We start from the raw sequence: 24,410 nt of genomic DNA on the forward strand, positions 1-24,410 counted from the left end.
TGTGAAGGACAGGTAGGCGTGTGTCTCGTCGACTCGCTCGAGCCCGTCCACGTTCGCCGTCGCCGGGACCGCGTGCGTGCTCGCGTCGAACGTCCGGCTGAACGCGCTGCCGCTCCAGCCGTACAGGTCGGCGTCGTCCGCGGTCCCTGCCACGCCCGGCGGGTTCGTGTTCCCGACGGTGGAGAACGTCACGGGTGCCGTGACGACGAGGTTCGTGGAGCTGGTTGGCGACCAGTTGCCGGCGGCGTCCCGCGCCCGGACCACGAGAGCAGTGGTGCCCTCGGGCCAGGTGCTCGTGTCGATCGTCGCGGTTGCGGTGAACGGTCCAGCGCCCGCGACCGTCATGGCAGTCGCGTTCCCAGCCCCCGGGTCGGCACCGCGGTACCACTCGACGCGAGTGAGCGGGCTCGTGTCGGTGACGGTGACGCTCAGGGTGACCGTCCCGGCGCCGGCTGTGGGGTTCGGCGTGGCGCCCAGCGCGCTCAGCACGGGCTTGACCTTGTCCACCACCAGCGTGGTCGTCGAGGCCGGTCCCCAGGTTCCGGCCGCATCGCGGGCGTGCACGACGACGTTGTGCGACCCGTTGCTCAGCGCGGCCACCGTCGCGAGCGGGATGTCCGCGTAGGCGGCCTCGGAGGCGCTGGACAGCGTGCCGTCGACGGCCGCCATGGCGATACCGGTTCCGTTGGCGCCGGCGGTGTCGAGGAAGACCTCGGCCGCCACCACACCGGAGCCCGCGTCCGCCAGAGAGCTGCTCACGCGTACGGACGGGGTGCCCGAGCTGTACGACAGCGTGCCATTGTTCGGAGTCGGGCTCACGCTGGATCCCGAGACCGACGGCCCGGTCTTGTCGACGACCAGGTCCGCCGTGGCGACCGGTCCCCACGCGCCGGTGGTGTCCTGTGCGTGCACGAGCACGCTGTGCGTGCCCTCCGTCAGGGCGGCGACGGTCGCGGCCGGCAGCGCGCCGCTCACGGCGCTGATGGTGGCGTCCGACCCCACCGCGAGCGGGGTGCCCGCGCCGTCGGTGCCGCTGGTGTCGACGAACATCTCTGCCGCCACCACGTGCCCGCCCGCGGCCGTGTCGTCCGCCGTCGCGCTGACCGTGACCGCCACGGAGCCGTTGGTCGCCGAGGGCGCCAGACTGATCCCCGTGGTGGTGGGTCCGGTGGTGTCACCGCCGTCCACGAGGACCGACCCGAGCACGCCCGCGTTGGTCGCGGAGTCCGCACCGCGGACGTACACGACGTGTCGTCCGGGCGCGAGAGTGAGGTCGAGGGTCACGGCCTCGGTGGCGGAGTCGAATCCCGCGTCGCCGGCCGTCATGGGCGTGCCGGCTCCCACGAGGGAGTCCACCCAGGCGGTGGCGCCGGTGACCGTCGAGCCGCCGGTGGAGGCGTCGCTGATGGTCGCGGTCAGCGTGCCGTCGGCGAGGGCGACCGAGCTCGCGACGGGTCCCGCGGTGTCGCCGGTCGTCCCGGTGCCCGCGACGTCGACGAACGTGAGCATGCCGCCGAGCCCGGCGGCGTTGCTGTTGTGGAGGAGCATGCTTCCGTCGTGCAGCACGAGCCTGCGGTCGGGCGCGGCCGTGGACGGAGTCACCAGGACGTCCGTGGTCTGACCCGGCCCGAACGTGTCCGCGGCATACCGTCGCGGCAGGTCGAGCGGGCTGCCGTCGAGCGCGATCACGGTCTGATAGGCGCCCTGCAGCTCCATCGAGTGGTACTGGAGGCCGGCGTTGACGTAGCGCAGCAGGAGCTTCCCGCCCGCGGTGGTCGGGATCGATGTCGTGTCCGGGTAGGCCTTGCCGTTCACGAGGAAGTAGCGCGGCGAGTACTTGCGCAGGTCGTAGGTCGCCCGCGCGGCCGAGTTGTTCAGCGCGGGGTCGACCTCGCTGAGCACCAGCACCTGCTCCTGGTCGAATGCCGTCGCGGCGTCGTCGTAGGCCTGCCCGGCGGTCGTGGGCCGCACGACCAGGGCGCCGTACAGGCCCATGGCGACCTGGTACTGCGCACCGGGCACGAGGCCGGCTTCGTACAGGTAGGTGCCCGGGCGGGAGGCGGTGAACGTGTACGCCTTGGTGGACGCGGCCGCGGCGCCGGTCCGGTCGGGCGCTGTGCCCTGGCCCTGGATCAGCAGGGACGTGGCAGCAGGCAGGGCGTTGTGCAGGGTGATCGTGACGACGTCACCCTGGTCCACCGTGATGGTCGGACCGCCGGGTGCGGTCGGGGCCGCACCCGTCGTGGTGTATCCCCAGACCGTGACGGGCGTGGTCGAGCCCGGGAAGGTCACCGTCCCGCTCCCGGCGTAGAGGTCGACCGCCACCGGTGCCGCGGTGGCCCCGGTGGCCGTGGTCAGCACCGCGATGGACGTCGCCAGGGCTCCGGCCACCACAAGCGCGACGGTCTTCCGTAGCGAGCTCGTTGCGCGAGTCATCGTCGTCCCCACCTCTCCGCTCAACCGCACTGGTTCGGCTGGGGCGGGTTGATCCGCATGTACGTGATCGGGCCGGTCATCGTCGCGCCCCACGACGTGATCTGGAACAGGGCGTGGTTGTGGCTGATGATGTAGTACTCGCCGCACTGGTTGAGCGTCGGGGTGCCGGCGGGCAGGGTCTGCTTGGTGCCGAGGTACGGGCTCCCGGAGTAGAAGACGCCGATCACCTGGTTCGCCATGCTGGGTACGGTGACGGGTACCGGGTTCTGCGGGGAGTAGCCCTCGGCGTCGTACCAGCGGAACAGGACGTCCCACGTCTGGCCCGGTCCGATGTTGACGTCGAACTTCTCGAACGACAGGTCCTGCCCGCTCGGTCCGGCCAGCGGCACTCCGTCGCGCCCGATGACGAGCCCGTTGTTGCCGTGCGGGTGGAACGGGAAGTCCTCGGTGCCGACGTTGAGGTAGCGCGCGACCGCAGGGGGAGTGCCCCCGCCTGGATCGGCCGGGTAGACCGACGCGAGCGCGCCGTAGGGCTGCGTCGGGAGCCAGGACGCGTCGTTGTCGGCGATGCTGTCGGGGAAGCCGCGTCCGTTGATGAGCCAGTAGCGCGGGTGGTAGGTGTTCATGTTGAACGACTTGCCCTGCTCGACCGCCTGGTGCTGGTAGGGGTCGATCTCGGAGAGCATGACCATGAACTCGTCGGCGGTGTCGAACGCGCTGTCGGGACGGTCGTAGACGTGGTCGGCGCCGAGCGCGGGCCGCACGATCAGCGCGCCGAAGAGGCCCATGTGCACCTGCTTGTCGGGGTCCGTCCCGGACTCGTACAGGAACGTGCCGGGGTGCGACGCGGTGAAGCTGTAGGTGATGGTGCCGTTGGCCGCAGCCGCGGTCGGCGCGAGCGAGGTCGCGCGGCCGCTGCCGTCCACCTCGGGCGTCGTCGGCAGGCCGTTCGCGAGCACCTGGTCCTGACCCGGGAAGACGATGGAGGACCGGTCAGGAAGCGTGTTGTGGAGGATCACCGTGACCTGGTCGTCCTCCTGCACGCAGAGCACGGGTCCCGGGTGCTGGAAGCCGTCGAACCCGTTGGAGTAGCCCCACATGAAAGCCGTGTTGCCGTCCGGCAGGCTGATGTAGCCGGTGCGGGTCGTGAGGTCGAACACGGGGCTGCCAGGAACGCCGCCCGACCCCTCCGTGCAGACGATGCCCACGCGCGGCCGATCGGCGGCTGCCGCCGGCGCCGCGTGCCCGGGGCCCACGGCGGTGGCCAGGGCCAGAGCGGCGACGGCCGACGTCGCCAGCATGAGCGTGCGCACGCGGGAGGACTTCCGGTGCCACCCACGAGCCAGGACTTCGCTTCGACTCCTCACGGCGCTCAGACTCCCCAGTCGTTGGGATAGGCCTGCGGCGCGACGCCGCCGGGGTAGACACGGATCTCGGTGGCCTGGCCGCCGAACCCGCCGGGCGCCCGGTTGTCGGAGCGCGCGTAGGCGCGGTTGTAGAGCAGGTACGTGTCGTAGGCGCCCGGGCCCTGGTACGGCGGTGCGGTCACGATGACGTCGTAGCTCTCGCCAGGACCGACGTTGATCGTGTCGGTCTCGTACGACGTGTTCGTGCCGTCCCGACCGAGCATCGGCGTGGCATCGCGGCCGACGACGCGCATGCGAAGGCCCGTCAGGGTCATCGCGGCCTCGCGGAAGCCCAGGTTGGAGAACCGCAGGGCGACCTTCTCGCCCGGGTTGCAGTTCACCAGCGACGAGTGCGGCTGGTAGCGCAGCTGCGGGAATCCCGGCGGTGCGATGAGGTCGCCTCCGGGATCCCGGACCGGGTGGAACGGGTCGATGGAGCCGTTCGGCGCGATCGTGTCCGGGTACACGCGGCCGTTGAGGAGGGCGAAGTCGGCTCGGTAGTCGCTCCACTCCGGCAGCTGGATGTGCGCGTCGGCCCAGTGGGCCTCGGCCCAGACCTCGGACAGGAACATCGCGAACTCGCGGTCGTAGCCGGTCGACCCGTCGCCGTCGTTGTACAGGTACTTGCCGCTCGGGTAGAAGGAGGTGTTCCCGTCCTGCAGCGGCCGGACGAACACCAGCCCGGTCATGCCCATGTGCACGTGCTCGACGTCCTCGACGTGGCAGTGGTACATGTACGTGCCGGGGTCGCGAGGTCGGTAGATGTAGGTGAACTCACGGCCCGCGGGCACCGACACGGACCCGGTCGGCTCGCCGTCGAAGAACGGGATGACGTTGCGGAACCCGTGCCAGTGCAGCGTGTGAGCGTCGAAGAGGTCAGGCCGCAGCTGCAGACCCAGGTTCGTCAGCTTCACCCGGAAGTCGACCGGGTGGGCCGGGTCGTACTGCTTCGTCCAGAACAGAGGCGCCGAGTGCTGAGCCTTGTTCTTCTGGGCCGACCGCTGGGCGTCGCTCAGGCCGGTCAGGTTGCGGAAGCCGAAGATGTAGGTGGTGAAAGGGCCGGGTGCCAGGACGTCGGGGTGGAACGGCGGGATGGCCGGCGTCGGCGGCAGGTAGATCCAGCCGTCCGTGCCACCCAGGAACAGGTCGGCGTCCCCCTCGGCCGCGGCCGCGATCTCCGGCATGAGCGTCCTGCCGGTCCACGCGGCGCCGCCGACCACCGCGACCGTGATGCCGGCGACGTGCAGGAACTGGCGACGGCTCAGGGCTGTCGTGTCGGTCATCGACTGGTCTCCGATCGGGTCGGGGAGGACGCGGAGCCGGCGGTCGCCGGCGTCACGGGACATCGAAGGCGTCCAGGTCCTGGTTGGCCGCGGTGAGTCCCGCCGCGGTGCCGTCGAAGAACGTCGACCAGGTCGTGCCCTGGAGCTGCACGACGTCCTCGTCCTGGACGCCGACGCCGCCGGGTGCGGTCGTGTCGCTGGCGTACGAGAGCAGGACGTGGGTCGCGTCGACCCACACGAGCCCGTCGACGTTCGCGGTCGACCAGCCGAGGGCGGAGGCGTCGGCGACCCGCGTGAACGAGCTGCCACCGTTCCACCGGTAGACGTCCGCGTCGTCGCCCGAGCCGCCCGCTCCCGGCGGCACGAACGTCGTGGCCGTCGAGAAGTAGAGCGTGCCGCCCGCATCGACGCTGATCGCGTCGAGATCGGTGGGCCCCACGCCTCGGGCGCTGCCGTCGAAGAACAGGGACCAGGTGCCCGCGTCGTATCGCACGACGTCCTCGTCCTGGACCACGAGATCCGGGCCTGGCACCGCGATCGTCACGCTCCCGTTGAAGGAGAGATAGAAGTGGGTGTCGTCGATCCGGGAGTAGCCGTCGACGTTCGCGCCTGCCGGCAGCGGCGCAGGCATCGCGCTCACGTCGACCGATCGGGCGAAGGCCGACCCGTTCCAGCTGTACACGTCGGCGTCGTCGGCGGTGCCGGTCACGCCGGGTGGGTTGGTGGACCCGAAGGTCGAGAACCACAGCACCGGCGCCGCCGGGCCGCCGCCGCCCGCCGTCGCGCCGGCTTCGTCCGCGCCCGCGTCGAAGCCGCCCAGCGCGGGCCGCGCCTGGTGGTCGATGTCGGTCGAGGGCGCTGCCAGGGTGGTGCCTGGCTGCTGGTAGGCGGGGACCGCCACGCTCGCAGCCCCGAGGTTGCAGGCCGACGAGCCGGGGCACGCCGACAGGTGGTAGTTGCCCAGCTGGTTCGCCGGGACCTCCACCGCGGACAGCGTCGCGTCGACGAACGCCGGGTTCTGCCGCCACGTGGCGAAGGAGACGGACAGGTCGTACGGGTCGACGACGCCTGGGTCGGTCGCCGTGTTGGTCCCGCTGACCGCGTACGGGTGCACGGCCGAGTCCTGCTGGACGACCGAGCTGGTCGGGGCGAGGGCGCCCGATCCGTCCGCGACCCCGAGGTCCCACTCGTCCACGGGTGCCGCATCGCCCACGAGGCCCAGACCACTGACGGTGGTGCCGCCCCGGGTGCCCGCGCGGTTGTCCCAGAAGATGTTGTTGAACAGGAGCGGCTTGCTGAACGCCGGAGAACCGGCAGGAAGCGTGGCCTGGAGCTGGTCGCTGTTCGCGCCGGTCGACAGCCCTGCGGGCGCCGGCTGGCCGTTCGACGTGACCGCCGTGGCCGTCGTGAGGTTCTTCATGATCGTGTTGTTGAACACCCGCACGTTCGGTGCGTCGTCGATGGCGATGCCACCGCCCTCGTGGGTCGAGACGTTGTTCGCGACGACGTTGTCGTAGACGTTGTCGGGGAAGTTGCCGGCCATGAGGAACCGGATGCCGCCGCCGTCGTCGTTGGCCAGGTTGGCCTGGATCTGGTTGCCGTAGATGTCCACGGGGCCGGTGCCCGGCGACAGGTCGCCGGCGGTGGCGGGCAGCTGGCCGGCGACCATGATCGCGCCGCCCTCGTCGTTCGAGGTGTTGTAGTAGATGCGGTTGTCGTGGATCTTCCCGTTGGGGCTCAGGCCGTAGACGCTCACGCCGCCGCCGTACTCGAGCGAGAAGTTGCCGCAGATGTCGTTGTCGGCGACGTCGTAGCGGTCGGCACCGGTGAACAGGCCCACGGCCCCGGCAAGGTTGGTCCCGGCGTTCGCGACGAGCCGGTTGTGCGCGATCCGGACGTCCTCGTTGTGCTGGTTGGTGTCGGGAGCCGGCAGGTCGGGCGTGCCGATCCGGATGGTGCCGTAGGCCCCGCCGTTGTTCTGCACGACGTTGTTGGTGATCTGCAGGTTGCGCACGTAGGCGTTGGCGTAGATGGCGCCGCCTTGGGTGACCACGTTCGCGGGCAGGCCGGTGGGGCCTCCGGTCACGTCGTTGATGTTGCCGGGGAAGCCCTGCTGGTCGCCGCCCCTGATGTCGAAGCCGTCGATGGACGCCGGGTAGGCCGCGGTGAACTGTCGCGCCGCGCCGGCAGCCGTCGTCGGGTTCTGGGACGCCAGCACGTACAGCGCCTGACCGTCGTAGACCGACTGGTTGCCGTCCCAGGTCAGCGTCCCGATCTTGGCGTACCACGCGGTGGCGAGGGCGGTGTCCCCGCCGAACGCGCCCGCATCGATGATCGAGCCGGGGACGAAGGTGCTGCCCTGGAAGCCCCCCGGGCCGACGCCCTGGAGCTTGATCGGCGAGGCCATGATGAGGTTCTCGTAGTACGCGCCTCGCGGGTTGCCGAACGGGTTGGCCAGGTCAGGCTGCCCGGGGTACACGACCACCAGGTCGTTGCCCGCGCTCGCGTACGCGGCGTCGATCGCCGACTGGATCGTGGCAAAGGTGCGGCCGGGCCCGACCTCGTACACGTTGGGCTGGTAGCCGGCGGCGCCGACGGTGACGTTGCCGCCGCCGAAGTCGTCGAGACGCACGTCGTTCGGGGGGGCGAAGGTGGCCGCGCCCGGGGCCACGGAGCTCAGGCCGATGCGACCGCCGGCCGCGCTCAGGGCCGCGGGCCACGGGTTGGCCGTCGTCCGGATGTTCACCGAGCCGACTGCCGTGCCGTTCTTGTACGCCGTCACGGTGCCGTCCGCGAGCACGCGGGCGCCGAGCCGGTCACCATCGGCGAACGTCACGCCTGGGAAGGTCGCCTGCGTCAGCGGCGCGAGCGCCTGGAGCGGGCTCGCCGACGTCGTCACGGTCACGGTGGAGCTCGTCGCGTTGTAGCGCACGGCGACGTAGGTCGTCGGGGCGCCCAGCACCAGCCCGCCGGCCTTGAGCAGCACACCGGCCTGCCGGTTGGCCGCGGCCGGGACGGTCTTGGTGAACGTGACGAAGGCGTCCTGGTTCGGTCCCAGCGCCGCGCCGCTGCTCAGGAACACGTTGCCTCCGCCACCGCGCAGCTGCGCCTGGTTCGCGGTCGCGGCAGGGGTGCTCGGCGTGATCCGGTAGTTGGCGTTGCTCAGAGTCAGTCCCAGGCCGCCCCATCCGCTGCCGAGCGCCTGGGTGGTGCTCGCGGTGCTGCGGTTGAAGGCGTCGAGCACGCCTCCCGCCGGGAAGGCGGGCACGGCGGGTCCGCTGAGCACGTGGAACGTCAGGCCGTTCACGGTGCTCATGCCGTTGTCGGCGCGGACCGCGAGCTGGTGCGGGCCCGGCGGTGTACCGGCGGGGACGGTGACGTCGATGTGCTTGTCGTCCCACGCCGTCGTCGGCAGCACGATCGTGCCGTCGAGGGTGACCGTGCCGGTGCCCTTGGTCGCGCCGAGCCCGGTGCCGGTGATCGTGAACGACCCGCTGCCCGAGACGTAGGGCTTCGAGACCGCCAGCAGCTGGGGCGCCACGGGATCCTGGGTGCAGAGCACTCCCTGCGGCAGGCCCGTGGAGGGTGAGGAGATGGTCGTGCCGACCTGCGTCGGCGCGAGGTCCGTGGGGATGATCAGGCCGGGGAGGGCCTCGAACTCGGTCGCGATGGTCCGATACCGCGGGTTGTAGTTCGGGTTGAGGCGCCCGGGTGCGCCGGGATCGTTGGCGACGAACCGGTACATGTTGGCGCAGACCCCGGACGGCGTGGGGCAGCTGATGTGGTTCGTCGACGGCAGGAGAACGTCGTAGATGCCGTTGAAGTCGGACTCGACGGTGTCGACGAGCCGGTTCGAGTAGTCGTAGATACCGACGGGCACGAACGGGACGCCGGCCTTCTCGCCGTACAGCGTCGTGCGGGGATCGGTCGAGTAGTTGATGTCGTCGACCACGAGTCCGCGCAGGCGGCTGGGGATCGGCACGTCGGTGAAGACGTTGAACGTCGGCACGATGGACTTGCCGTTGTTCACGCGGACGAGCTTGGTGTCGCACCGGGGCTTGGCGGTGCCCTCGAACGGGGAACCTCCGATGTCGAGGAATGTCGCGTTGTCGACCGGGTCCGACGCGGGCACGGTGACTCCCGCGGGCAGCTCGTTGGTCAGACCGCCGTCCCCGACGACGGCCGGGTAACCATCGGTGCCGTCGCCGGCGAGGTCCACGGTGTGCAGGGCGCCGGCGCAGGCCGGCGGCGGCACCTGGGGCACGATCTGGTCGCCGTTGCCGATGTTGATGTCTTCCTCGCGTGTGAACTGGTAGCTGGGGGTGCCGGACGCGTCCTCGGGGACGGACACGTGCACCAGGTAGTCGCCGACGCCCAGCGGGGTGAAGGTGCCGCCGTCGCACACCGGGGCGCTCGGGTCGGTGGCGTCGAGGGTGCCGTCGAAGCAGGCGTCGCCGAACCCGTAGTTGCCGTCCACGGCCGCGCCGAAGTTCGCATCGGGCGTGCCCTGGTCGGTCGGGTACGGGCCGAACTGGACCGACTGCAGCGGGCCGGACAGGCACACGCCGTCCGTGGACTGGTTCGGCACGAGCACGTTCTCGTCGACACCGTGGACCAGCGCGTTGCCGTCGACGTCGCGCGCGGTGCACCCCGTGGGACGGCTCCACGACTCGGTGACGTAGGTGTTCAGCAGCTTGCCCTGCGCGTACGACCCGTCGGGGGCGAGCTCGTACTGCTCGTTCGCGTCGCAGGGCGCACCGGTCGTGCCGCAGTCGACGGGCGCGAACAGCTCGACGGGAAGGTCGGAGACCCCGGGCTGCCAGTCCTCGACGGCCGCGTACTGCGGGTCCAGCTCGTTGCGCGTCGTGTCGTAGCTGACGGTTCCGACGATGCCGCCGTTCTGCGGGTCGATCCCCCCGTTGCGGCCGGTCGGGTCGTAGGCATGCACACCCCAGTCCATGCGCCCGCTCAGACCGATGATGTTGAGGACGCTGACGTCGACGCCGGCACCCTTGACGGTCGTCGGCTGCGGCTGGTTGTCCGCCTGGTAGGTGACGCCGGTCGTGTAGAACGAGTCGCTGTAGGCCTCCATGACGCTCCACTCGCCGAGCGGGTACGCCGCCTCGAACGAGTAGTGGCCCGTCGCGTCGGTGGTCGCGGACGTCTGCCCGCGGTCCATGAGCGAGTTCTCCTGGCGCCGCATGGTGAGCGTGAAGTTGGGTACACCGGGCTCACCGGGGTCCTTGGCCCCGTTCCGGTTGGTGTCGTTGAAGACGTAGCCGTCGTACGTGGTCCACCAGCCGTTGAGCGGCAGGTTCCCGAGGTCCTCGACCTGGCCGTCGTGCACGGTCACCTGCGTCATCCCCAGCAGGTAGTCCTGCGGTTCGTCCCACCAGCTCAGGGTGTAGTCGCCGTCGGGCACGCCGGCGATGTCGAAGGAGCCGTCCGCCGCGCCCCGACCGACCCACACCGCCTGGTCGCCGTTCTGCAGGTCGGAGAGGGACAGCCACGGGTACGGCATCGGCTTGTCGGCGCGGGTTCCGGTCTTCCCGCTCCAGAAGTCGAGCGAGCCGCCCTTCGGCGGGGTGTAGGCCTTGATCGTCTCGACGAGGCCCGTGATGTGCCCGCTCGCCGACGCGTTCAGCGGCTGACCGTCGTGGATCGGCTTGACGAACCCGAAGATCGGCTGCGGCACGGCCTCGCCCGCGAGGGTGAACTCGGTGTCGAAGCCGGTGGCGCCCTCCATCACCCAGGCGTCCCAGTCGTGGTTGCCCTCGAGGGTCGTCGTCTGGATCCACGTCTGGCCGTCGGGAGGCGTCACCGACAGCGCATAGCGGTTGCTGCCCAGGTGGGGGATGGTGAGCAGGCCGTCGGCGTCGCTCTCGCAGGTCCCGCCGGGGACGTCGACGACCGGCGCCATGTCGGCGTCCAGGCTGTCGAGCGGGATCTGGTGGGAGACCGGGTCCTCGCCGACGTAGGTGGTGCACAGCGGGTTGCCATAGACGTCGGTGGTGACGAGGCCGAGGTAGTCGTTGATGTGCCCGACGAAGTGCGCGAGCCCCGGGTCGCCGGCGTCGAGAGTGCCGTCCGTCGGGGAGATGTCGGCGAACACCTGGGCACGGAGCGTGCCGTCGGGGAGTGGGTCGGGCTGGAGCTCGACCACCACGGGGGCGGCGCTGTCCAGCGGCATCGTCACGTGGACGCCGTCGATCTTGTAGCCGTCGGCGAGGACCGAGATCAGGTAGCGCCCGTCGGGCAGGTCCAGCGTCGCGCCGCCGGCGAAGTCGCTCTGGTCGCCGTGCGTGTAGACCGTGCTCGCGTGCGGGACGTCCTGGATCGACGGCCACGCGCACGACGCGGGGTAGTCCGGGTCGGTGGAGGCGCAGCCGGTGCCGGGTGCGGGGGAGCGCTGCTCGGTCGTGCCGGTGTTGTCGACGCTGACCAGGTACGAGAAGGTGCTGACCTCCGCACCCTTCGCCACGCCGGTGCCGCCGAACGCCCGTGGTTCGGTGCGCGCGCTCACGACCTTCAGCGTGATGGCGTTGGTCGCCGCCGCAGCCGGTGAGGCCACCACCACTGGCGCCATGACGCCAAAGGCGACGACGAGGCCCAGGGTTGCAAGCGCCGCCACCCAACGGGTCCGCCCCCGCAAGCTGCCCCACAGTCCACGCATGATGCACTCCTTCGCGAGCCTTGTGCTCAGGGGACAAGGTGCGCCACCGCGGGGGAGGCAACGGACTTCCTTGCAACTTCTTCATCTCGCTTTCATGGAGTTGTCATGTGGAGCCCTCAGTTGGACGGTTGCCCGAACACAACGGGTGAAGTTGTCTGGATATGCGTGCATATCTCCCTGCCGGGGGAAGATGCTGACCTCGTTCCTCACAGGGAACGCGCAGACTCGCTGTCGGCGATGCGGCCGGCGCCTGCGGCGTCGGGGGCGGGGGTGTGGATGAGCACCGTCATGGTGGTCGATGACGAGGAACGGATCCGTAGCCTCGTGGCTCGGGCGCTCATGGCCGAGGGGCACGAGGTGGTGACCGCGTCCGACGGTCACTCGGCCCTGGACCGGCTTGCACGGGGCGGCGTCGACCTCGTGGTCCTCGACCTGATGATGCCCGACGGCAATGGCTTCACGGTGCTGTCGTCACTTGGCCTGCGCATGGACCTGACCCCTGTCATCGTCCTGTCCGCGGTCACCGACGTCCGGACCCGCGTCCAGGCGCTCGAGCGCGGTGCCGTCGACGTCGTCCACAAGCCGTTCTCGATCGTCGAGCTGCTGGCCCGTGCGCGACGCCACCTCGGCGTCGGTGCTACGCACGGGCCGTCGCGTTACGTCACAGCCGGCGGAGTCCGCGTCGATCTCGACCGGCGGCGTGTCCTGGTGGACGGCAAGGACGTCTCCCTCACTCAGCGGGAGGTCACACTCCTCGTCCACCTCATGCGTCGACCGGGTGAGGTCTGTCGGCGAGAGGACCTGCTGCGCGCCGTATGGGGGCTCGACATGGACCACGCCAGCAATGTCGTCGAGGTGTACGTACGTCGGCTGCGCCAAAAGCTCCAGCCCTTCCCTCCGATAGAGACGGTGAGAGGTGTCGGATACAGCTTCGAGGCCGAATGACCGGGTGGCAGGCGTGGCCGAGCGCGTTGGCGCTCGGACGCTCTTCACTGCGTGGCTCGCGATCGCGGCGGTGTGCACGTGGCTGATGTGGGTGCTGCCGGGGGACGAGACGATCCCGTACCACATCGCCTGGGCATCGTTCGCGCTGCTCTATGCGGTCGGGGACTGGCGCCTGAGCTGGGCCGTCGGAGGGCTCGTGCTCTGCACCGTGGCGACCGGCGCTGTGCTCATCAACTCGGTGCTGGATGAGCACATCGTCTGGCAGGAGGCGACCGAGATCCCGCTGATGAGCGTGCTCATGATCTTGTCCGTCTGGCATGTCCGTCGTCGGCAGCTTGCCCTGCTCACCGTCACCTCAATGGCACAGCAGGAACAGGAACAGGCGGCGAACCGTGAGCGCCTCACGCGCCTGACCTCGCACGAGATGCGCACACCGTTGACCATCGCCCGCGGTTACGTCGAGCTGCTGCACGACCGCACCGCCGACCCGGAGGAGCGTCGAGACCTCGCGGTGGTGGCCGACGAGCTGAGTCGGCTCACGCGCGTCACCGACCGCTTGCTGCGCGTGATCCGCCTCGAGGGCGGTGCGGACATGACGCGCGTGGACGTCGATGCAGTCCTGCAGGAGACCGCGGAGCGCTGGGCCCAGGTCGTGGACCGTCGTTGGGTGGTCGAGGCGGGTGCCGGTGACATCAAAGGATCGCGGGGGCGGTTGCGCGCCGCCCTCGACACTCTCGTCGAGAACGCGGTGCGATACACCGACGACGGGGACATCGTCCGGCTGACCGGCACCAGCAAGCCGGATGGGTGGGTCGAGATCGGCGTCGGCGACTCGGGACCCGGCCTGACACCGGAACTGGTGGCGGCGATCAACTCCGGCGCCGTCGAGCCGAGCCCCAACCAGGACGGCCTCTCGCAGAACGGGCTGGGCTTGGGGCTCGTGCGTGGCGTCGTCTCCGCGCGCGGGGGCCGGCTGCGGGCCGGCATCTCGCCGGACGGCGGTGCGCTGCTCGTCATGGAGGTACCGGCACGGCCTCGGTCGTTGGGCACGGTGCGAGCGTCGGACGAGGACGACGCGGGCCTCGCCGCCGCGGCCAGCCGGGGAGCGTGAGGGCGGCTCGGGTGTGTTCCCGACGGCGTCGCGAGGAGTGCGGCGGGTCGAAGGGCTAGGAGCGAGTCACCGGCTCGAGCCAGAGCGCGCGCCGAGGACACGCCCGCTGTGCACGTCTGGCAGCCCGCACATCGACGTCGCTCAGGAGAGGACCGATGACCGGATACCCCCAGCGGTCGAGCGTGACGGCGCCCGAGATCTGCGCGCACACACCGATGGCTTCGCACGCGACGGGGTCCACGCGAAGGCGCGGTTGCCTCCGGCTCTGCCTCACGGTGTGCCCTCAGGGACCGGGAAGGCGAGTGAGTGCTGGAGCGGGCAGGCGCGTCCCTGCACGTGCGCGGAGATCTCCTCACGGAACGTGGCGACTGCGGAGGCCACCAAGCGGGTCGCCCCGTCGGGGTGATGACACGCGCCGCGACCCTCGATCGCGCGCGCGTCCGCGAGCAGCCGGTCCAGCGCTCGGCGTGATGACGACCCGGCTGCCAGCGCAGCCAGGTGATCGGCCAGCGCGGGGAGCCCGAAGGTGCACGGGCCGCACTGGCGGGCGCTCATGCTCGCGAGGTAGGAGACGAGGGACGCGGTCTCCGAGATCCCGCACGTCTCGCGCGGCAGAGGGGCCAGGATCCCGGCGCCGAGGCTGAGGCCTTCGGAGCGCAGCGCGGGCTCGTCGACAGGCAGGTGGCGGATCCGGTCCCACGCGACCCACTGACCGCCGAACCCCCCGACGAGCACGGCCCGCGGCGGGGGGCCTTCGGCCCCTCCCGCGACGTCCGCGAGCACGTCCTGGACGGCCGTCGACCGCTCCACCTCGACGACGTGGCGCCCGCTCGGGAGCAGCACGGTGAGCAGCGTCGTTCCGGTCGGCGCGTGGCCGCGCGCGAGCAGCGCCACACGGGCCAACGTCTCCACGTTCTGCACCAGCGTGCGCCCGGAGTCCGCGCGGTCGGGGCGTGGGGTCGTCGGCAGCGCCGGCCCGCCGGACAGCGCCCGGGCGATCGCACTGGACTGACCGGCGAGGTAGTGACTCGGACCTCGCACGAGCTCGATCGCCGGCTCGGAGCGCTGTGTCCACCGACGCTCCGCCAGCGCATCGGCCAGCGCGCGGTGCGCGCCGCGGTCGTCGCCGTGGAGCCACACGACGACGCGCCGTGCACCCAGGGTCTCTGCCGCCAGCAGCAGCCCGTCGAGGACGAGGTGCGGGCGCTGCCGCAGCAGGATCGCGTCCTTGGCGCCGACGGGTTCACTCTCGGCACCGTTGGCCACGACGGTCAGCGGACCCTGTTCGGACAGGGTCCGCCGCCACCGCGAGGCCGTCGGCACGTGCGCGCCGCCCAGACCATGCAACGCCGCCCGCTCGACCTGGGCGAGGACCTCGGCCGAGCCCGGCGGACGCCGACCGAGTCGGGCCTCGTGCGCGAGAGCGTCCTCGACCGGTCCCTGTGGTGGGGGCTCGGCCGGGCCGGTGCGCGGCAGCGCCGCGGATGCCAGGAGCAGGTGTGGTCGGACGCTCGCAACCAGGACCGGGCGGCCCACCGTGGTGGTCGCGGTCATCGGCGCCGGCCCGCCGTGGCGCCCAGCGAGTCGGTCAGCTCAGCGAGCCGGTCGCCCGGAGTCCGGGAGGCGTAGCGCGTGAGCGCGAGGCCGAGCACCGCGCAGCCCGAGGCGAGGTAGAAGCCCCGGAGTGCGGCCAGGTCGGAGCCGGCCAGGACGCTGTGCGTCCAGATCAAGGCGAGCACGGTGGCGGACGCCTTGTGGATCGGCCACCAGGCCCGCAGGGTGAGCCGTCCGGCAAGGCGTGCGGTCAGGCCGGTCAGCAGTCCTGCCCAGAGCGCGATCACGCCGAGCGTGACGGCGACCGGTCGGTACGTCGAGGCCATCGGGAGGACGGCCCCACGCCATCCGACCTGTGCCCACGGGTCGGTCGCGAGCACCACGACGTGCAGCACGGTGAACACGAGCGTGAACGTCGCCAGGCCCGCGTGCAGGCGGAGCCGAACCGCAGGGGACGGCACGCCCAGGTGTCGCGCCCAGGGATGGGCCAGCACGAGGCCCGTGCAGACGAGTGCGACGAGCAGGACGTAGGAGGTGACCCCGCTCGCGCGCCCTAGCACCCAGGCAGCCGTGTCGCCGCCGCGCACGTCGCGCACGAGCGCCGAGACGGCGGCGACCGAGCCGATGGCCGCGAGCCCCAGGACCGCCAGTCCGACCCTCGCGAGCAGCGCGCGGTGCCGCTCGGCGTCACCCACGGTCACGACGCCAGACCACGAGCGGGTCCATGGCCCGCGACGTGCCGACCCGCCCCTCGGTCGTGACCCAGGAGGCGGCGAGGCGGTGGTCCTCGGCTTCGGCGCCGATCCTGTCGGCGCCCGTGAGGAACAGTGCCTTGGTCCACACCTCGGCCCACGCTGGGTCCGGTCCCACCACCGTCACCGCTGCCAGACCGGCACCACCGGGACCTCCCGAGCGTGGGTCGACGAGGTGGTGCACCGGCACGCCGTCGTTCGTCCACCGGCGCAGCGTCGTCGACGAGGTGGCGCAGGCGGCATCGCGGACGGCCAGCACCAGCACCAGCGTGCCGTTGTCGAGAGGGTCCTCGACCCCGACCTGCCAGCCGCGGCCCGACGGACCGGCTCCACCGAGGAACTCGTCGCCGCCCGCGTCCACCATCCAGGCGGCGCCCGACTCGGCCATCTCGATCGCCGCCCACCGGACGGCCAGGCCTTTGCCGATGCCGCCGAGGTCGATCGGCCGACCGCCGAGGTGCAGAGACGTGGTGTCGTGCTGCAGGAGGGCGGGTCGCCACGGCTCGACCAGGGGTGCGGGACGTCGCGGGGCGGACGATCGGGTGGTGGTCGTCAGGTCTCGGTCGGCGAAAGGCAGCGACCGGTCGTAGCCCATCGCGAGCAGCGTGTCGAGGACTCGCGGGTCGAAGAGGCCGCCGGTCTCCCGGTGCGCACGTTCCGCCTCGAGGACGACGTCGGCGAGCACGTCGGGCACCTCGTGCCACTCGTCGGGCGCTGCGTTGGCCTCGGACAGCGCGCTCGTCGGGTCGAACCGGCTGCAGTGGAGCTCGACCGTCCGGATCTCCTCCTCGGCACGGTCGAGGCACGCTTCGGCCTCCGGGCCGGGATCCACGACCCGCAGCTCGACCGGGCTCGCCATCGCGCGGAAGGAGCGCGTCAGAACCTCTGTTCCCGCCGGTGCCAGCGGCGTCGGCACGTTCATCCGGAGGCCTTGGTCACGGTGTCGACCGGAGGCGGGGTCGGGGGTGAGGCCGCGGGCTCTGGGACGGCCGCGACCGGCGCTGCCGGTACGGCGGGCGCCGGCGCAGCGGCCTCCGGTGCGGGTCCCGGGCCGGCGGTGCCTCCCGCGGCCCCGGGCGGGGCCGCGGCGGAGCCCGATGCCACAGAGGCCTCGGGCCTGGTCGCCGAGGTGTCCCGCGGAGACGAGCCTGTGGCTGGCGACGCCACCGCAAGAGCGTCGGCCGCCGCCTGCTCCGCACGTTGGTCCAGGACTGCCTGCAACGCCGCGACCCGCGCCTGCGCGTCGGCGACCTGGGTCTCGAGCTGCGTGACGCGAGGGTCCGTGGTCGTCGTGGGAGCCGACGGAGGTTCTGTCGTCGTTGTCGTCGTGGGGTCGTTGGCCTGCGCCCACGTCAGGCTGGCACCGAAGAGTCCCGTGGCGAGCGGGACGAGGGCCAGGGCGACCAGCCCGCGACCGGGCCGGGCCAGGTCAGTCATCGCCGCTCCCGTGGCTGGTCCCGGACCCGTCGGTCCCCGAGTCGTCCGTGCCGGAGTCGTCGCCGGAGTCGTGGGAGCCCGGGTGAGCTGCGCTGTCGGGCTCCGGTTCCAGGTCCGTCGTGTCCTCGGCCGGCTCGGCTGAGGCGGTCGGGGACGGGGTGGGGGACGGAGTCGTCTCGCCGGTGGCGGGTGTGCTGTGCCCGTCCTCGGTCAGGGTCTCGTCACCGCCGTCGTCAGGGCGCTGCCGGTGCGGGGTGGGTACCGGCGCCGGTTGCATCGTCTCCCGTGCCGAGGCGATCGCGGTCGGTGCGGCGGCGGCGGCCCGCTCGAGTGCGTCGATCTGGCCGTTCAACGAGTCGAGCGAGCGCGTGAGCTCAGCGGTGCCGGTATCCGGCACGCCGCCGACGTCGGCTGCGGGCGCTTGCGACGGCGTCGGCGCCGCAGCCACGGCCACCGTGCCCAACCCGACCAGGACGATCGCTGATGCGCTCGCCACTGCAGAGCGGACCTTCCGTGTCATCACGACTCCCCTCACCGTCGGCCCCCAGGGGCGAGGGGTCAACCGTGTCGATGCCCGCGTGAGCGTGACGGCAACCTGCGGCTAAGGCTTCGCTAAGGCCTCCGGCAGCTCGAGCGTGACGGACGCCCCGCCGGCCCCGGCTGCGGGTCGGATCATGAGCCGCCCGCCGCCCCGCTCCGCGGTGCGCCGGGCGACGTCGAGCCCGAGACCGGTCGAGCCGGCTCCGCTCCGCCCGCGCTGGGCGAGATCGCCGGTCGGGAGGCCGGGTCCGTCGTCTCCGACCTCGATGTGCACGAGGCCCCCCACGACGTTGACGGACAGGGTGAAGCCGGTGCGCGGCGGCGTGTGCCGGAACACGTTGTCGACCAGCACGTCCAGCGCCGCCCCGAGCTCGTCCGTCGCGAGGGAGACGGGTGCCGGCACGTCGGGCACCTGCACCCGGATCGTCCTGCCCTGGTCGACGGCCAGCACCCGCCAGAAGCGCCCACGGTCCTCGACAACCTGCCCGGCGTCCGACCGACCCGGTGACGAGGTGCCCCGTCGGCGCGCCGTAGCGATCGCCTCGTCGACGGCACTGACGAGGTCGTCGACGTGCGCGGCCATGCGTTCGCGCTCCTCCGGGTCGCCGAGGAGGTCGACGTCCAGGCGGAGCGCGGTGATCGGCGTGCGCAGCCGGTGGGACAGGTCGGCGACCGCCTCGCGTTCGTCGGCAAGGAGACCGGCGACCCGCTCGCCGAGGCTGTTGAGGACGACGCCCACCGAGGCGACCTCGGCTGGGCCGGAAGGGACGACGCGTGCCTCGAGGTCACCGGTGCCGAGCCGGTCGGCGACGCTGGCGAGGTCCTGCACCGACCGGGACAGCCGTGCCGCCACGCGGTCTCCGGCGACCGCCGCCCCCGCGAGCAGCGCGGCACCGACGCCGGCGAGGACGGCCCACGAGCGCAGCACACCGTCCGTGAGCATCGCGTCCGGGACGAAGGTCCGCACGACTGCGACGCCTGCCGTGCCGCCCACCGGGAGCAGGACCTCGACCCCGCCGTCCGTGCGGGCGGTCAGGGCACGCCCGAGAATGGCGAGCTCGACCGCGGGTGACGCCGCGACGTGCTCTCCGACGATCGTGCCGTCCGGCCGGAAGACGGTGGTGCGACGGTCGCCGTCGTTGACGTCCAGCACGGCCGCCGCCAGCCGGGTGTCGGACTGGCCGGGGCCGCCCGCAAACACGGCGACGCTCTGCGCGTCCTGTCGGGCGGCGGCGATTGCGCGGTCGGCGGTCAGCGAACGGGAAAGAAGGCCCAGCGGTACGAGGAAGGAGATCAGGACCACCGCGGCCATCGCGACGCCGTAGCGCACGAGCAGACCTCTCATGGCGGCGGGACGAGCTTCACGCCCACGCCGCGGACCCGGTGGAGCATGCGCGGCTGGTCGGCGTTCTCCCCGAGCTTGCGCCGGAGCCAGTGCAGGTGGACATCCACCGTCTTGTCCGCGCCCCCGTAGGGCTGGTTCCAGACCTTGGCCAGCAGCTCCCGCTTCGCCACCACCTCACCGGGTCGCTCCGCCAGATAGCACAGCAGGTCGAACTCCTTCGGCGACAGCTCGAGCAGCGCGCCGTCCAGCACGGCCGTCCGCGAACGCGAGTCGATCACGAGTGGGCCCACCACCAGGGGGACGTGTGGTCGAGACGTCTCCGAGCGGCGAAGCACCGCTCGGATGCGCGCCTCGAGCTGGTCGGCCGCGAACGGCTTGACCAGGTAGTCGTCCGCGCCGGCGTCGAGGAGCGCCACGATTTCGGGGCCGTCGTCGCGCGCGCTGACCACGATCACGGCGACGTCACTGACTGCGCGGACCATCGCGAGCAGGGATGCGCCGTCCAGGTCGGGCAGACCCAGGTCGAGGAGCACGACGTCCGGGGGATGGGCGACGAGCATCTGCAGCCCGTCGAACGCGGTCGGCGCGGTCATCGTCGAGTGCTCGCGAGCCGAGAGCGCACGCACGAGCGCCGTCCGGATGTTCGCGTCGTCCTCGATGATGAGCACATCGGCCACACCCCGGACGGTAGGCCATCACGGCAAGCCATGGGCTGGAGCGCTTCCCCTTGATCTCTCCTTAACCTCGTCTTTCCCGCTGTGTGGGGCACGATGCTGCGATGCGGACCGGGGAGACGGGACGCCCGCGCCGTCCCTCGCGCGCGGGCATCGTCGCGATGCTCGCGTGGACGCTCGCCGTCGTCGCGGGGGGCGCGATCGCGTGGCAGGCGCTGGCTGCCGTCGACGCCGGGGGACGAACGGGGGTTCTGAGCCAGTCGGAGGTCACCGCCGCCCTCGAAGCCGCACGCGCCACCGCCAGCGCCCCGCCGTCGGCACCGGCACCGACGACAGCGGCACCGAGACCGGATTCCGGCATCACTCCCACGCCGGCCGCGGACCCGGCGACAGCAACGCCGCCCCCCGCCCCCATGTCGCCCCCCGCGGCGACCCGCGCTCCCCACTCAACGTCCGAACCGGAGCCCGCCGGCACGACCGCGCCGACCGCTTCGGCCTCGACAGCGAAGGTGGTCGCGCGGACCTGGACGGTCCCCGGGGGCGTCATCGGGGTCTCCTGCAGCGGAGCAGCCATCACCCTCTTGTACGCGACGCCGTCGGACGGGTGGACCGTCGAGCTCGGCTCGACAGGTCCCCAGCACGTCGAGGTCCAGCTCCAACGGGACGGCGCCGAGACGACACTCACGGGGACCTGCGTCGCCGGGACTCCCGAGTCTCGGCTCGAGTCCGACGACGAGCGGTCCGACGACGGTTCGGGCCGTCGGAGGTCGGTCGATGCCACACCCTCCCCGAAGGGCGACAGCTGACGACGAGCCGGAAACCGCCGGGTGTGCGGGACCGACCGGCTCATCGGACGTGCCGACGTCACCGGATGGGGCCAGATCCCGCCCGGTAGTCCCAGCCGGCGTCTCGCCGAGGTCGCCACCCGAACCTCCCGCACGAGGCGCGATGCACCTAGCGTGGGCGCATGTCTGCACTCAGGGTTCTCTTCATCGGCGGCAGCGGCATCATGAGCTCGGCCTGCTCCCAGCTCGCGGTCGAGCGCGGCGTCGACCTCTACGTGCTCAACCGGGGCACCACCACCACCCGCCCCGTCCCGGAGGAGGCGACGCAGCTGCGGGGCGACATCCGCGACCCGGGCGCAGCGAAGGCGGCGCTCGGTTCACGGGAGTTCGATGTGGTGGTCGACTGGGTGGCGTTCACCCCCGACCACGTGCGGGCGGACCTCGACCTGTTCCGGGGGCGCACCGGGCAGTACGTGTTCATCAGCTCCGCCTCGGCCTACCAGACCCCGCCCGAGCGTGTCCCGGTCACTGAGTCGACTCCTCTGCGCAACCCCTACTGGCGCTACTCGCAGGACAAGATCGCGTGCGAGGACGTGCTCGTCCGCGCCTACCGCGACGAGGGCTTCCCCGCGACGATCGTGCGTCCCTCGCACACCTACGACAGGACGACGGTGCCGTTCGACGGGGGCTGGACGGCGTTGGCCCGGTTGCGCCAGGGCAAGCCGATCGTGGTCCACGGCGACGGGACGTCGTTGTGGACGTTGACCCATCACCGCGACTTCGCGCGCGGTTTCGTGCCGCTGCTGGGGCACGCTCGAACACTGGGCGAGGCGTTCCACATCACCTCGGACGACGTGCTGAGCTGGAACCAGATCGCGCGGAGCCTCGCCTCGGCGGCCGGTGTCGAGCCGCGGATCGTGCACGTCCCGTCCGACGCCATCGCAGCAGCCGACCCGCAGTGGGGTGCCGGTCTGCTCGGCGACAAGGCCCACTCCATGATCTTCGACAACACGAAGCTGCGCTCTGTCGTGCCGGACTACCGCGCGACCATCCCGTTCGAGCAGGGCGCGCGCGAGATCGTGGACTGGCACGACGCCGACCCGACGCGCCAGAACGTGGACGCCGCGCTGGATGCCGTGATGGACCGTCTCGTCGCGAAGTACCAGGTGTGACGGCGAGCTGATGGTCCGCCACGCGCGGTGGTGGAGTGGGTGCGCGCGGGGCCGTTGACGGGATCTTGACGGCGCTGCGGCAGGTCTTGGCGCGACCTTGGCGGCCGCAGCCAGTGCGGCGCGGCATGCTCGAGGAGGGCCGGTTTCGTGGCCCGAGCACGCCGGCGCGAGCGCACGATCCTCGTCGGCACCCGCATCAACGCGTCAGCCTCGGCAGGAAGAATGACGGTGGAGAACGTGTCGTACATCCAGTCGCACCGCTCCGTGGTCCTCGGCTACGCGCTGGTCGCGCCACTGGTCGTGTCAGCCGCGCTGGCCACGGTCCGTGGCGGCGTCACCAGCACGACCGCTGCGCTGGTGCTCGTGCTGGTGGTCGTCGGCGCCGCCGCAACCGGGCAGCGCGCCGCCGGGATCGTCGCCGCCCTGTCGGCCGGCGCGTGGTTCGACTTCTTCCTGACCGAGCCGTACGGCAGCTTCAAGGTCACCGACGGCAACGACATCCAGACCACGGTGCTGCTGCTGGTGGTCGGCGTCGCGGTCAGCGAGATCGCCCTGTGGGGCCGCCGCCAGCAAGCCCGAGCCAGCCGCCGCGCCGGCTACCTCGACGGCGTCCTCGGCACCGCCGACATCGTCGCCCTCCGGCAAGGATCGGCCGACACCCTCATCGACCGGGTCAGCCACCAGATCGTCGAGGTGCTCGACATCGACGCCTGCCGCTACGCCGCGCCCGGCACCGAGGTCCGCTCGGCGACGACGCTCGAGCGCGACGGCTCGGTCGCGCGCCGCGGCCGGTCGTTCGACGTCGACCGGGACGGACTGCCGACGGACGACCTCGTCACCGTGGACGTCACCCACCAGGGCACGAACCACGGCCGGTTCGTGCTGACCGCCTCGACCCGGACCGTCCGACCCACCGTCGAACAGCGCCGAGTCGTGGTCCTGCTGGCCGACCAGGTGGGGGCCGCACTTGCGAACCGTCCCGCGTGACGCCCCGGCTTGCCACCGGTGCGGGCGATCCGCCGCTCGGGGAGATCAGGCGCTGGCACGGACGACGAGCTCAGCCCGCATGGTGACGGACTTGGGCGGCGTCCCGGCGATCTGGTCGAGCAGGAGGTCCACCATCTCCGCGCTGATGCGGTCGAACGGCTGGTGCATCGTCGACAGCGGCGGGTCCAGCGTCTCGGCGAGGCCGGAGTCGTCGAAGCCGCCGACGGCGACGTCCTCGGGGACGCGCCGGCCGCTGTGGCGCAGGACGACCAGGGCACTGGCGGCCATGGTGTCGGAGGCCGCGAAGACGGCGTCGAGGTCGGGCACGCGCTCGAGCAGCTCGGTCATCGCCGCGTGTCCCGACTCGGAGCTGTAGTCGCCGTAGGCCACGTAGCGCTCGTCGTAGAGGTCGCCCAGCTCGGCGCGGTAGCCCTCGAGGCGGTAGCGGCCACCCGGGGTGTCCTGCGGGCCGGCGATCGTCGCGATGCGCCGCCGCCCGCTCTCCCGGAGGTGGCGGACCATCGTGCGGGCGCCACCTGCCTCGTCGACCGAGACCCAGGAGACCGGTCCGTCGTAGCCGAGGGGGATGCCGCAGGAGACGGTCGGGATGCCCTGGTCGCTGAGCCATCCGATGAGCGGCTCGTTCTCGTGCGACGAGATCATCAGGACGCCGTCGACGTGCCCGGCGCCGACGTACGAGGCGACGTTCTCGCGCTCGGCCGCGGTGCCCGCGACGAGGAGCAGCAGCGTCATGCCGCGGTGGGCGACCGCCGCGGCCGCACCGCGGAGCAGGATCGAGAAGTTCGGGTCGGTGAACAGCAGCCGCTGCGGCTCGGTGAGCAGGAAGGCGATCGAGTTGCTGCGGCCGGTCACCAGGCTCCGTGCGTGGTGGTTCGTGCGGTAGCCGGTGGTCCGGATCGCCTCCTCGACGGCGACCCGCGCGTCCTCGGAGACCCAGTGGCCACCGTTGATCACGCGCGAGACGGTGCCCCGGGACACCCCGGCGACGTCCGCGACCTCGCGGATGGTCGGTCGGCGACGCGGACCGGCGGAAGTGCTCACAGTCCCCGACGGTAAACCAGTCGACGGCCAAGATCGTGCAGGAACGAGCGGCGATGGACTGTGCACGGTCACAGTCCGATAACGACCGAGATGCCGGGCTTCAGCTCCACCGGTCGAGGCGCATAGCCTGTGCACGTTCACAGGCTGGGAGCGTGCACAGGTGCAGCTCCGCAGGACGCGACGAAGCGTCCCGTTCGTCTGCCTGCTCGACCGATTCGCGACACCAGCTCGACCCCCAGGTCGGCCAC

16 protein-coding genes are annotated in these 24,410 nt (G+C 71.7%); 4 read left to right on the top strand and 12 right to left on the bottom strand.

Translation table 11 applies throughout. From position 1 onward, the window contains the following. The 4 genes from AB5970_RS13335 to AB5970_RS13350 all read right to left on the bottom strand — a co-directional run. The coding region (locus AB5970_RS13335; RefSeq protein WP_370504436.1) for a multicopper oxidase domain-containing protein at positions 1 to 2,394 on the bottom strand (2,394 nt) is incomplete at its 3' end. Positions 2,395 to 2,456: 62 nt separating this feature from the next. After that, positions 2,457 to 3,749 (bottom strand): multicopper oxidase domain-containing protein, encoded by a 1,293-nt coding sequence (locus tag AB5970_RS13340; RefSeq protein WP_370504437.1) that lies wholly within the window; start codon positions 3,747 to 3,749, stop codon positions 2,457 to 2,459. A gap of 59 nt (positions 3,750 to 3,808) precedes the next feature. Then, positions 3,809 to 5,125, bottom strand: a complete 1,317-nt coding sequence (locus AB5970_RS13345) for a multicopper oxidase domain-containing protein (protein ID WP_370504438.1) — start codon at positions 5,123 to 5,125, stop codon at positions 3,809 to 3,811. A 52-nt stretch (positions 5,126 to 5,177) separates the two neighbouring features. Next, positions 5,178 to 11,756: an SdrD B-like domain-containing protein gene (locus AB5970_RS13350; RefSeq protein ID WP_370504439.1), complete on the bottom strand. Its 6,579-nt coding sequence runs from the start codon at positions 11,754 to 11,756 to the stop codon at positions 5,178 to 5,180. Positions 11,757 to 12,074: 318 nt separating this feature from the next. Between AB5970_RS13350 and AB5970_RS13355 the strand changes: the two genes are divergently transcribed. Both AB5970_RS13355 and AB5970_RS13360 read left to right on the top strand, forming a co-directional pair. Then, positions 12,075 to 12,743, top strand: a complete 669-nt coding sequence (locus AB5970_RS13355) for a response regulator transcription factor (RefSeq protein WP_370504440.1) — start codon at positions 12,075 to 12,077, stop codon at positions 12,741 to 12,743. A gap of 13 nt (positions 12,744 to 12,756) precedes the next feature. Next, on the top strand, positions 12,757 to 13,854 hold the full coding sequence (locus AB5970_RS13360) for a sensor histidine kinase (RefSeq protein WP_370504441.1): 1,098 nt from the start codon (positions 12,757 to 12,759) through the stop codon (positions 13,852 to 13,854). Positions 13,855 to 13,909: 55 nt separating this feature from the next. Here AB5970_RS13360 and AB5970_RS13365 read toward each other — a convergent pair whose 3' ends face one another. The 7 genes from AB5970_RS13365 to AB5970_RS13395 all read right to left on the bottom strand — a co-directional run bounded on the left by AB5970_RS13365 (position 13,910) and on the right by AB5970_RS13395 (position 20,159). After that, positions 13,910 to 14,128, bottom strand: coding sequence for a ferredoxin (locus AB5970_RS13365; RefSeq protein ID WP_370504442.1), 219 nt, complete (start codon positions 14,126 to 14,128; stop codon positions 13,910 to 13,912). Next, positions 14,125 to 15,408 carry an NADH-ubiquinone oxidoreductase-F iron-sulfur binding region domain-containing protein gene (locus AB5970_RS13370; protein WP_370504443.1) on the bottom strand — a complete coding sequence of 428 codons (1,284 nt, stop codon included), beginning with the start codon at positions 15,406 to 15,408 and terminating at the stop codon, positions 14,125 to 14,127. Before AB5970_RS13370 ends, AB5970_RS13365 begins: the two co-directional genes overlap by 4 nt. After that, on the bottom strand, positions 15,405 to 16,109 hold the full coding sequence (locus tag AB5970_RS13375) for a hypothetical protein (RefSeq protein ID WP_370504444.1): 705 nt from the start codon (positions 16,107 to 16,109) through the stop codon (positions 15,405 to 15,407). The genes AB5970_RS13370 and AB5970_RS13375 overlap by 4 nt, the downstream gene beginning before the upstream one ends. Continuing rightward, on the bottom strand, positions 16,096 to 17,019 hold the full coding sequence (locus tag AB5970_RS13380) for an FAD:protein FMN transferase (RefSeq protein ID WP_370504445.1): 924 nt from the start codon (positions 17,017 to 17,019) through the stop codon (positions 16,096 to 16,098). The genes AB5970_RS13375 and AB5970_RS13380 overlap by 14 nt, the downstream gene beginning before the upstream one ends. Before the next feature lie 570 nt (positions 17,020 to 17,589). Then, the gene (locus AB5970_RS13385; protein WP_370504446.1) at positions 17,590 to 18,093 is read right to left on the bottom strand and encodes a hypothetical protein; all 504 of its coding nucleotides are present in this window, start codon (positions 18,091 to 18,093) and stop codon (positions 17,590 to 17,592) included. Between the two features lie 105 nt (positions 18,094 to 18,198). After that, the gene (locus AB5970_RS13390; RefSeq protein ID WP_370504447.1) at positions 18,199 to 19,482 is read right to left on the bottom strand and encodes a sensor histidine kinase; all 1,284 of its coding nucleotides are present in this window, start codon (positions 19,480 to 19,482) and stop codon (positions 18,199 to 18,201) included. Continuing rightward, complete coding sequence (locus AB5970_RS13395; protein ID WP_370504448.1) at positions 19,479 to 20,159, bottom strand: response regulator transcription factor; 681 nt, start codon at positions 20,157 to 20,159, stop codon at positions 19,479 to 19,481. The genes AB5970_RS13390 and AB5970_RS13395 overlap by 4 nt, the downstream gene beginning before the upstream one ends. A 964-nt stretch (positions 20,160 to 21,123) precedes the next feature. Here AB5970_RS13395 and AB5970_RS13400 point away from each other — a divergent pair. Together AB5970_RS13400 and AB5970_RS13405 are read left to right on the top strand one after the other, a co-directional pair. Further along, positions 21,124 to 22,113, top strand: coding sequence for an SDR family oxidoreductase (locus AB5970_RS13400; RefSeq protein ID WP_370504449.1), 990 nt, complete (start codon positions 21,124 to 21,126; stop codon positions 22,111 to 22,113). 147 nt (positions 22,114 to 22,260) lie between these two features. Next, positions 22,261 to 23,100 carry a DUF4118 domain-containing protein gene (locus tag AB5970_RS13405; RefSeq protein ID WP_370504450.1) on the top strand — a complete coding sequence of 280 codons (840 nt, stop codon included), beginning with the start codon at positions 22,261 to 22,263 and terminating at the stop codon, positions 23,098 to 23,100. 45 nt (positions 23,101 to 23,145) lie between these two features. Here the strand turns inward: AB5970_RS13405 and AB5970_RS13410 are convergent, their stop codons facing one another. Beyond that, positions 23,146 to 24,162 carry a LacI family DNA-binding transcriptional regulator gene (locus tag AB5970_RS13410; protein WP_370504451.1) on the bottom strand — a complete coding sequence of 339 codons (1,017 nt, stop codon included), beginning with the start codon at positions 24,160 to 24,162 and terminating at the stop codon, positions 23,146 to 23,148. Between the last annotated feature and the right edge of the window lie 248 nt (positions 24,163 to 24,410).

Source organism: Cellulomonas sp. ICMP 17802 (assembly GCF_041295535.1).
Classification (GTDB): Bacteria; Actinomycetota; Actinomycetes; order Actinomycetales; family Cellulomonadaceae; genus Cellulomonas.

What these genes read in the sequence shown, in the direction of transcription:
- AB5970_RS13345 (WP_370504438.1), bottom strand. Translation starts at nt 5,125, where the DNA reads ATGACCGACACGACAGCCCTGAGCCGTCGCCAGTTCCTGCACGTCGCC.
- AB5970_RS13355 (WP_370504440.1), top strand. Translation starts at nt 12,075, where the DNA reads ATGAGCACCGTCATGGTGGTCGATGACGAGGAACGGATCCGTAGCCTC.
- AB5970_RS13370 (WP_370504443.1), bottom strand. Translation starts at nt 15,408, where the DNA reads ATGACCGCGACCACCACGGTGGGCCGCCCGGTCCTGGTTGCGAGCGTC.
- AB5970_RS13380 (WP_370504445.1), bottom strand. Translation starts at nt 17,019, where the DNA reads ATGGCGAGCCCGGTCGAGCTGCGGGTCGTGGATCCCGGCCCGGAGGCC.
- AB5970_RS13390 (WP_370504447.1), bottom strand. Translation starts at nt 19,482, where the DNA reads ATGAGAGGTCTGCTCGTGCGCTACGGCGTCGCGATGGCCGCGGTGGTC.
- AB5970_RS13400 (WP_370504449.1), top strand. Translation starts at nt 21,124, where the DNA reads ATGTCTGCACTCAGGGTTCTCTTCATCGGCGGCAGCGGCATCATGAGC.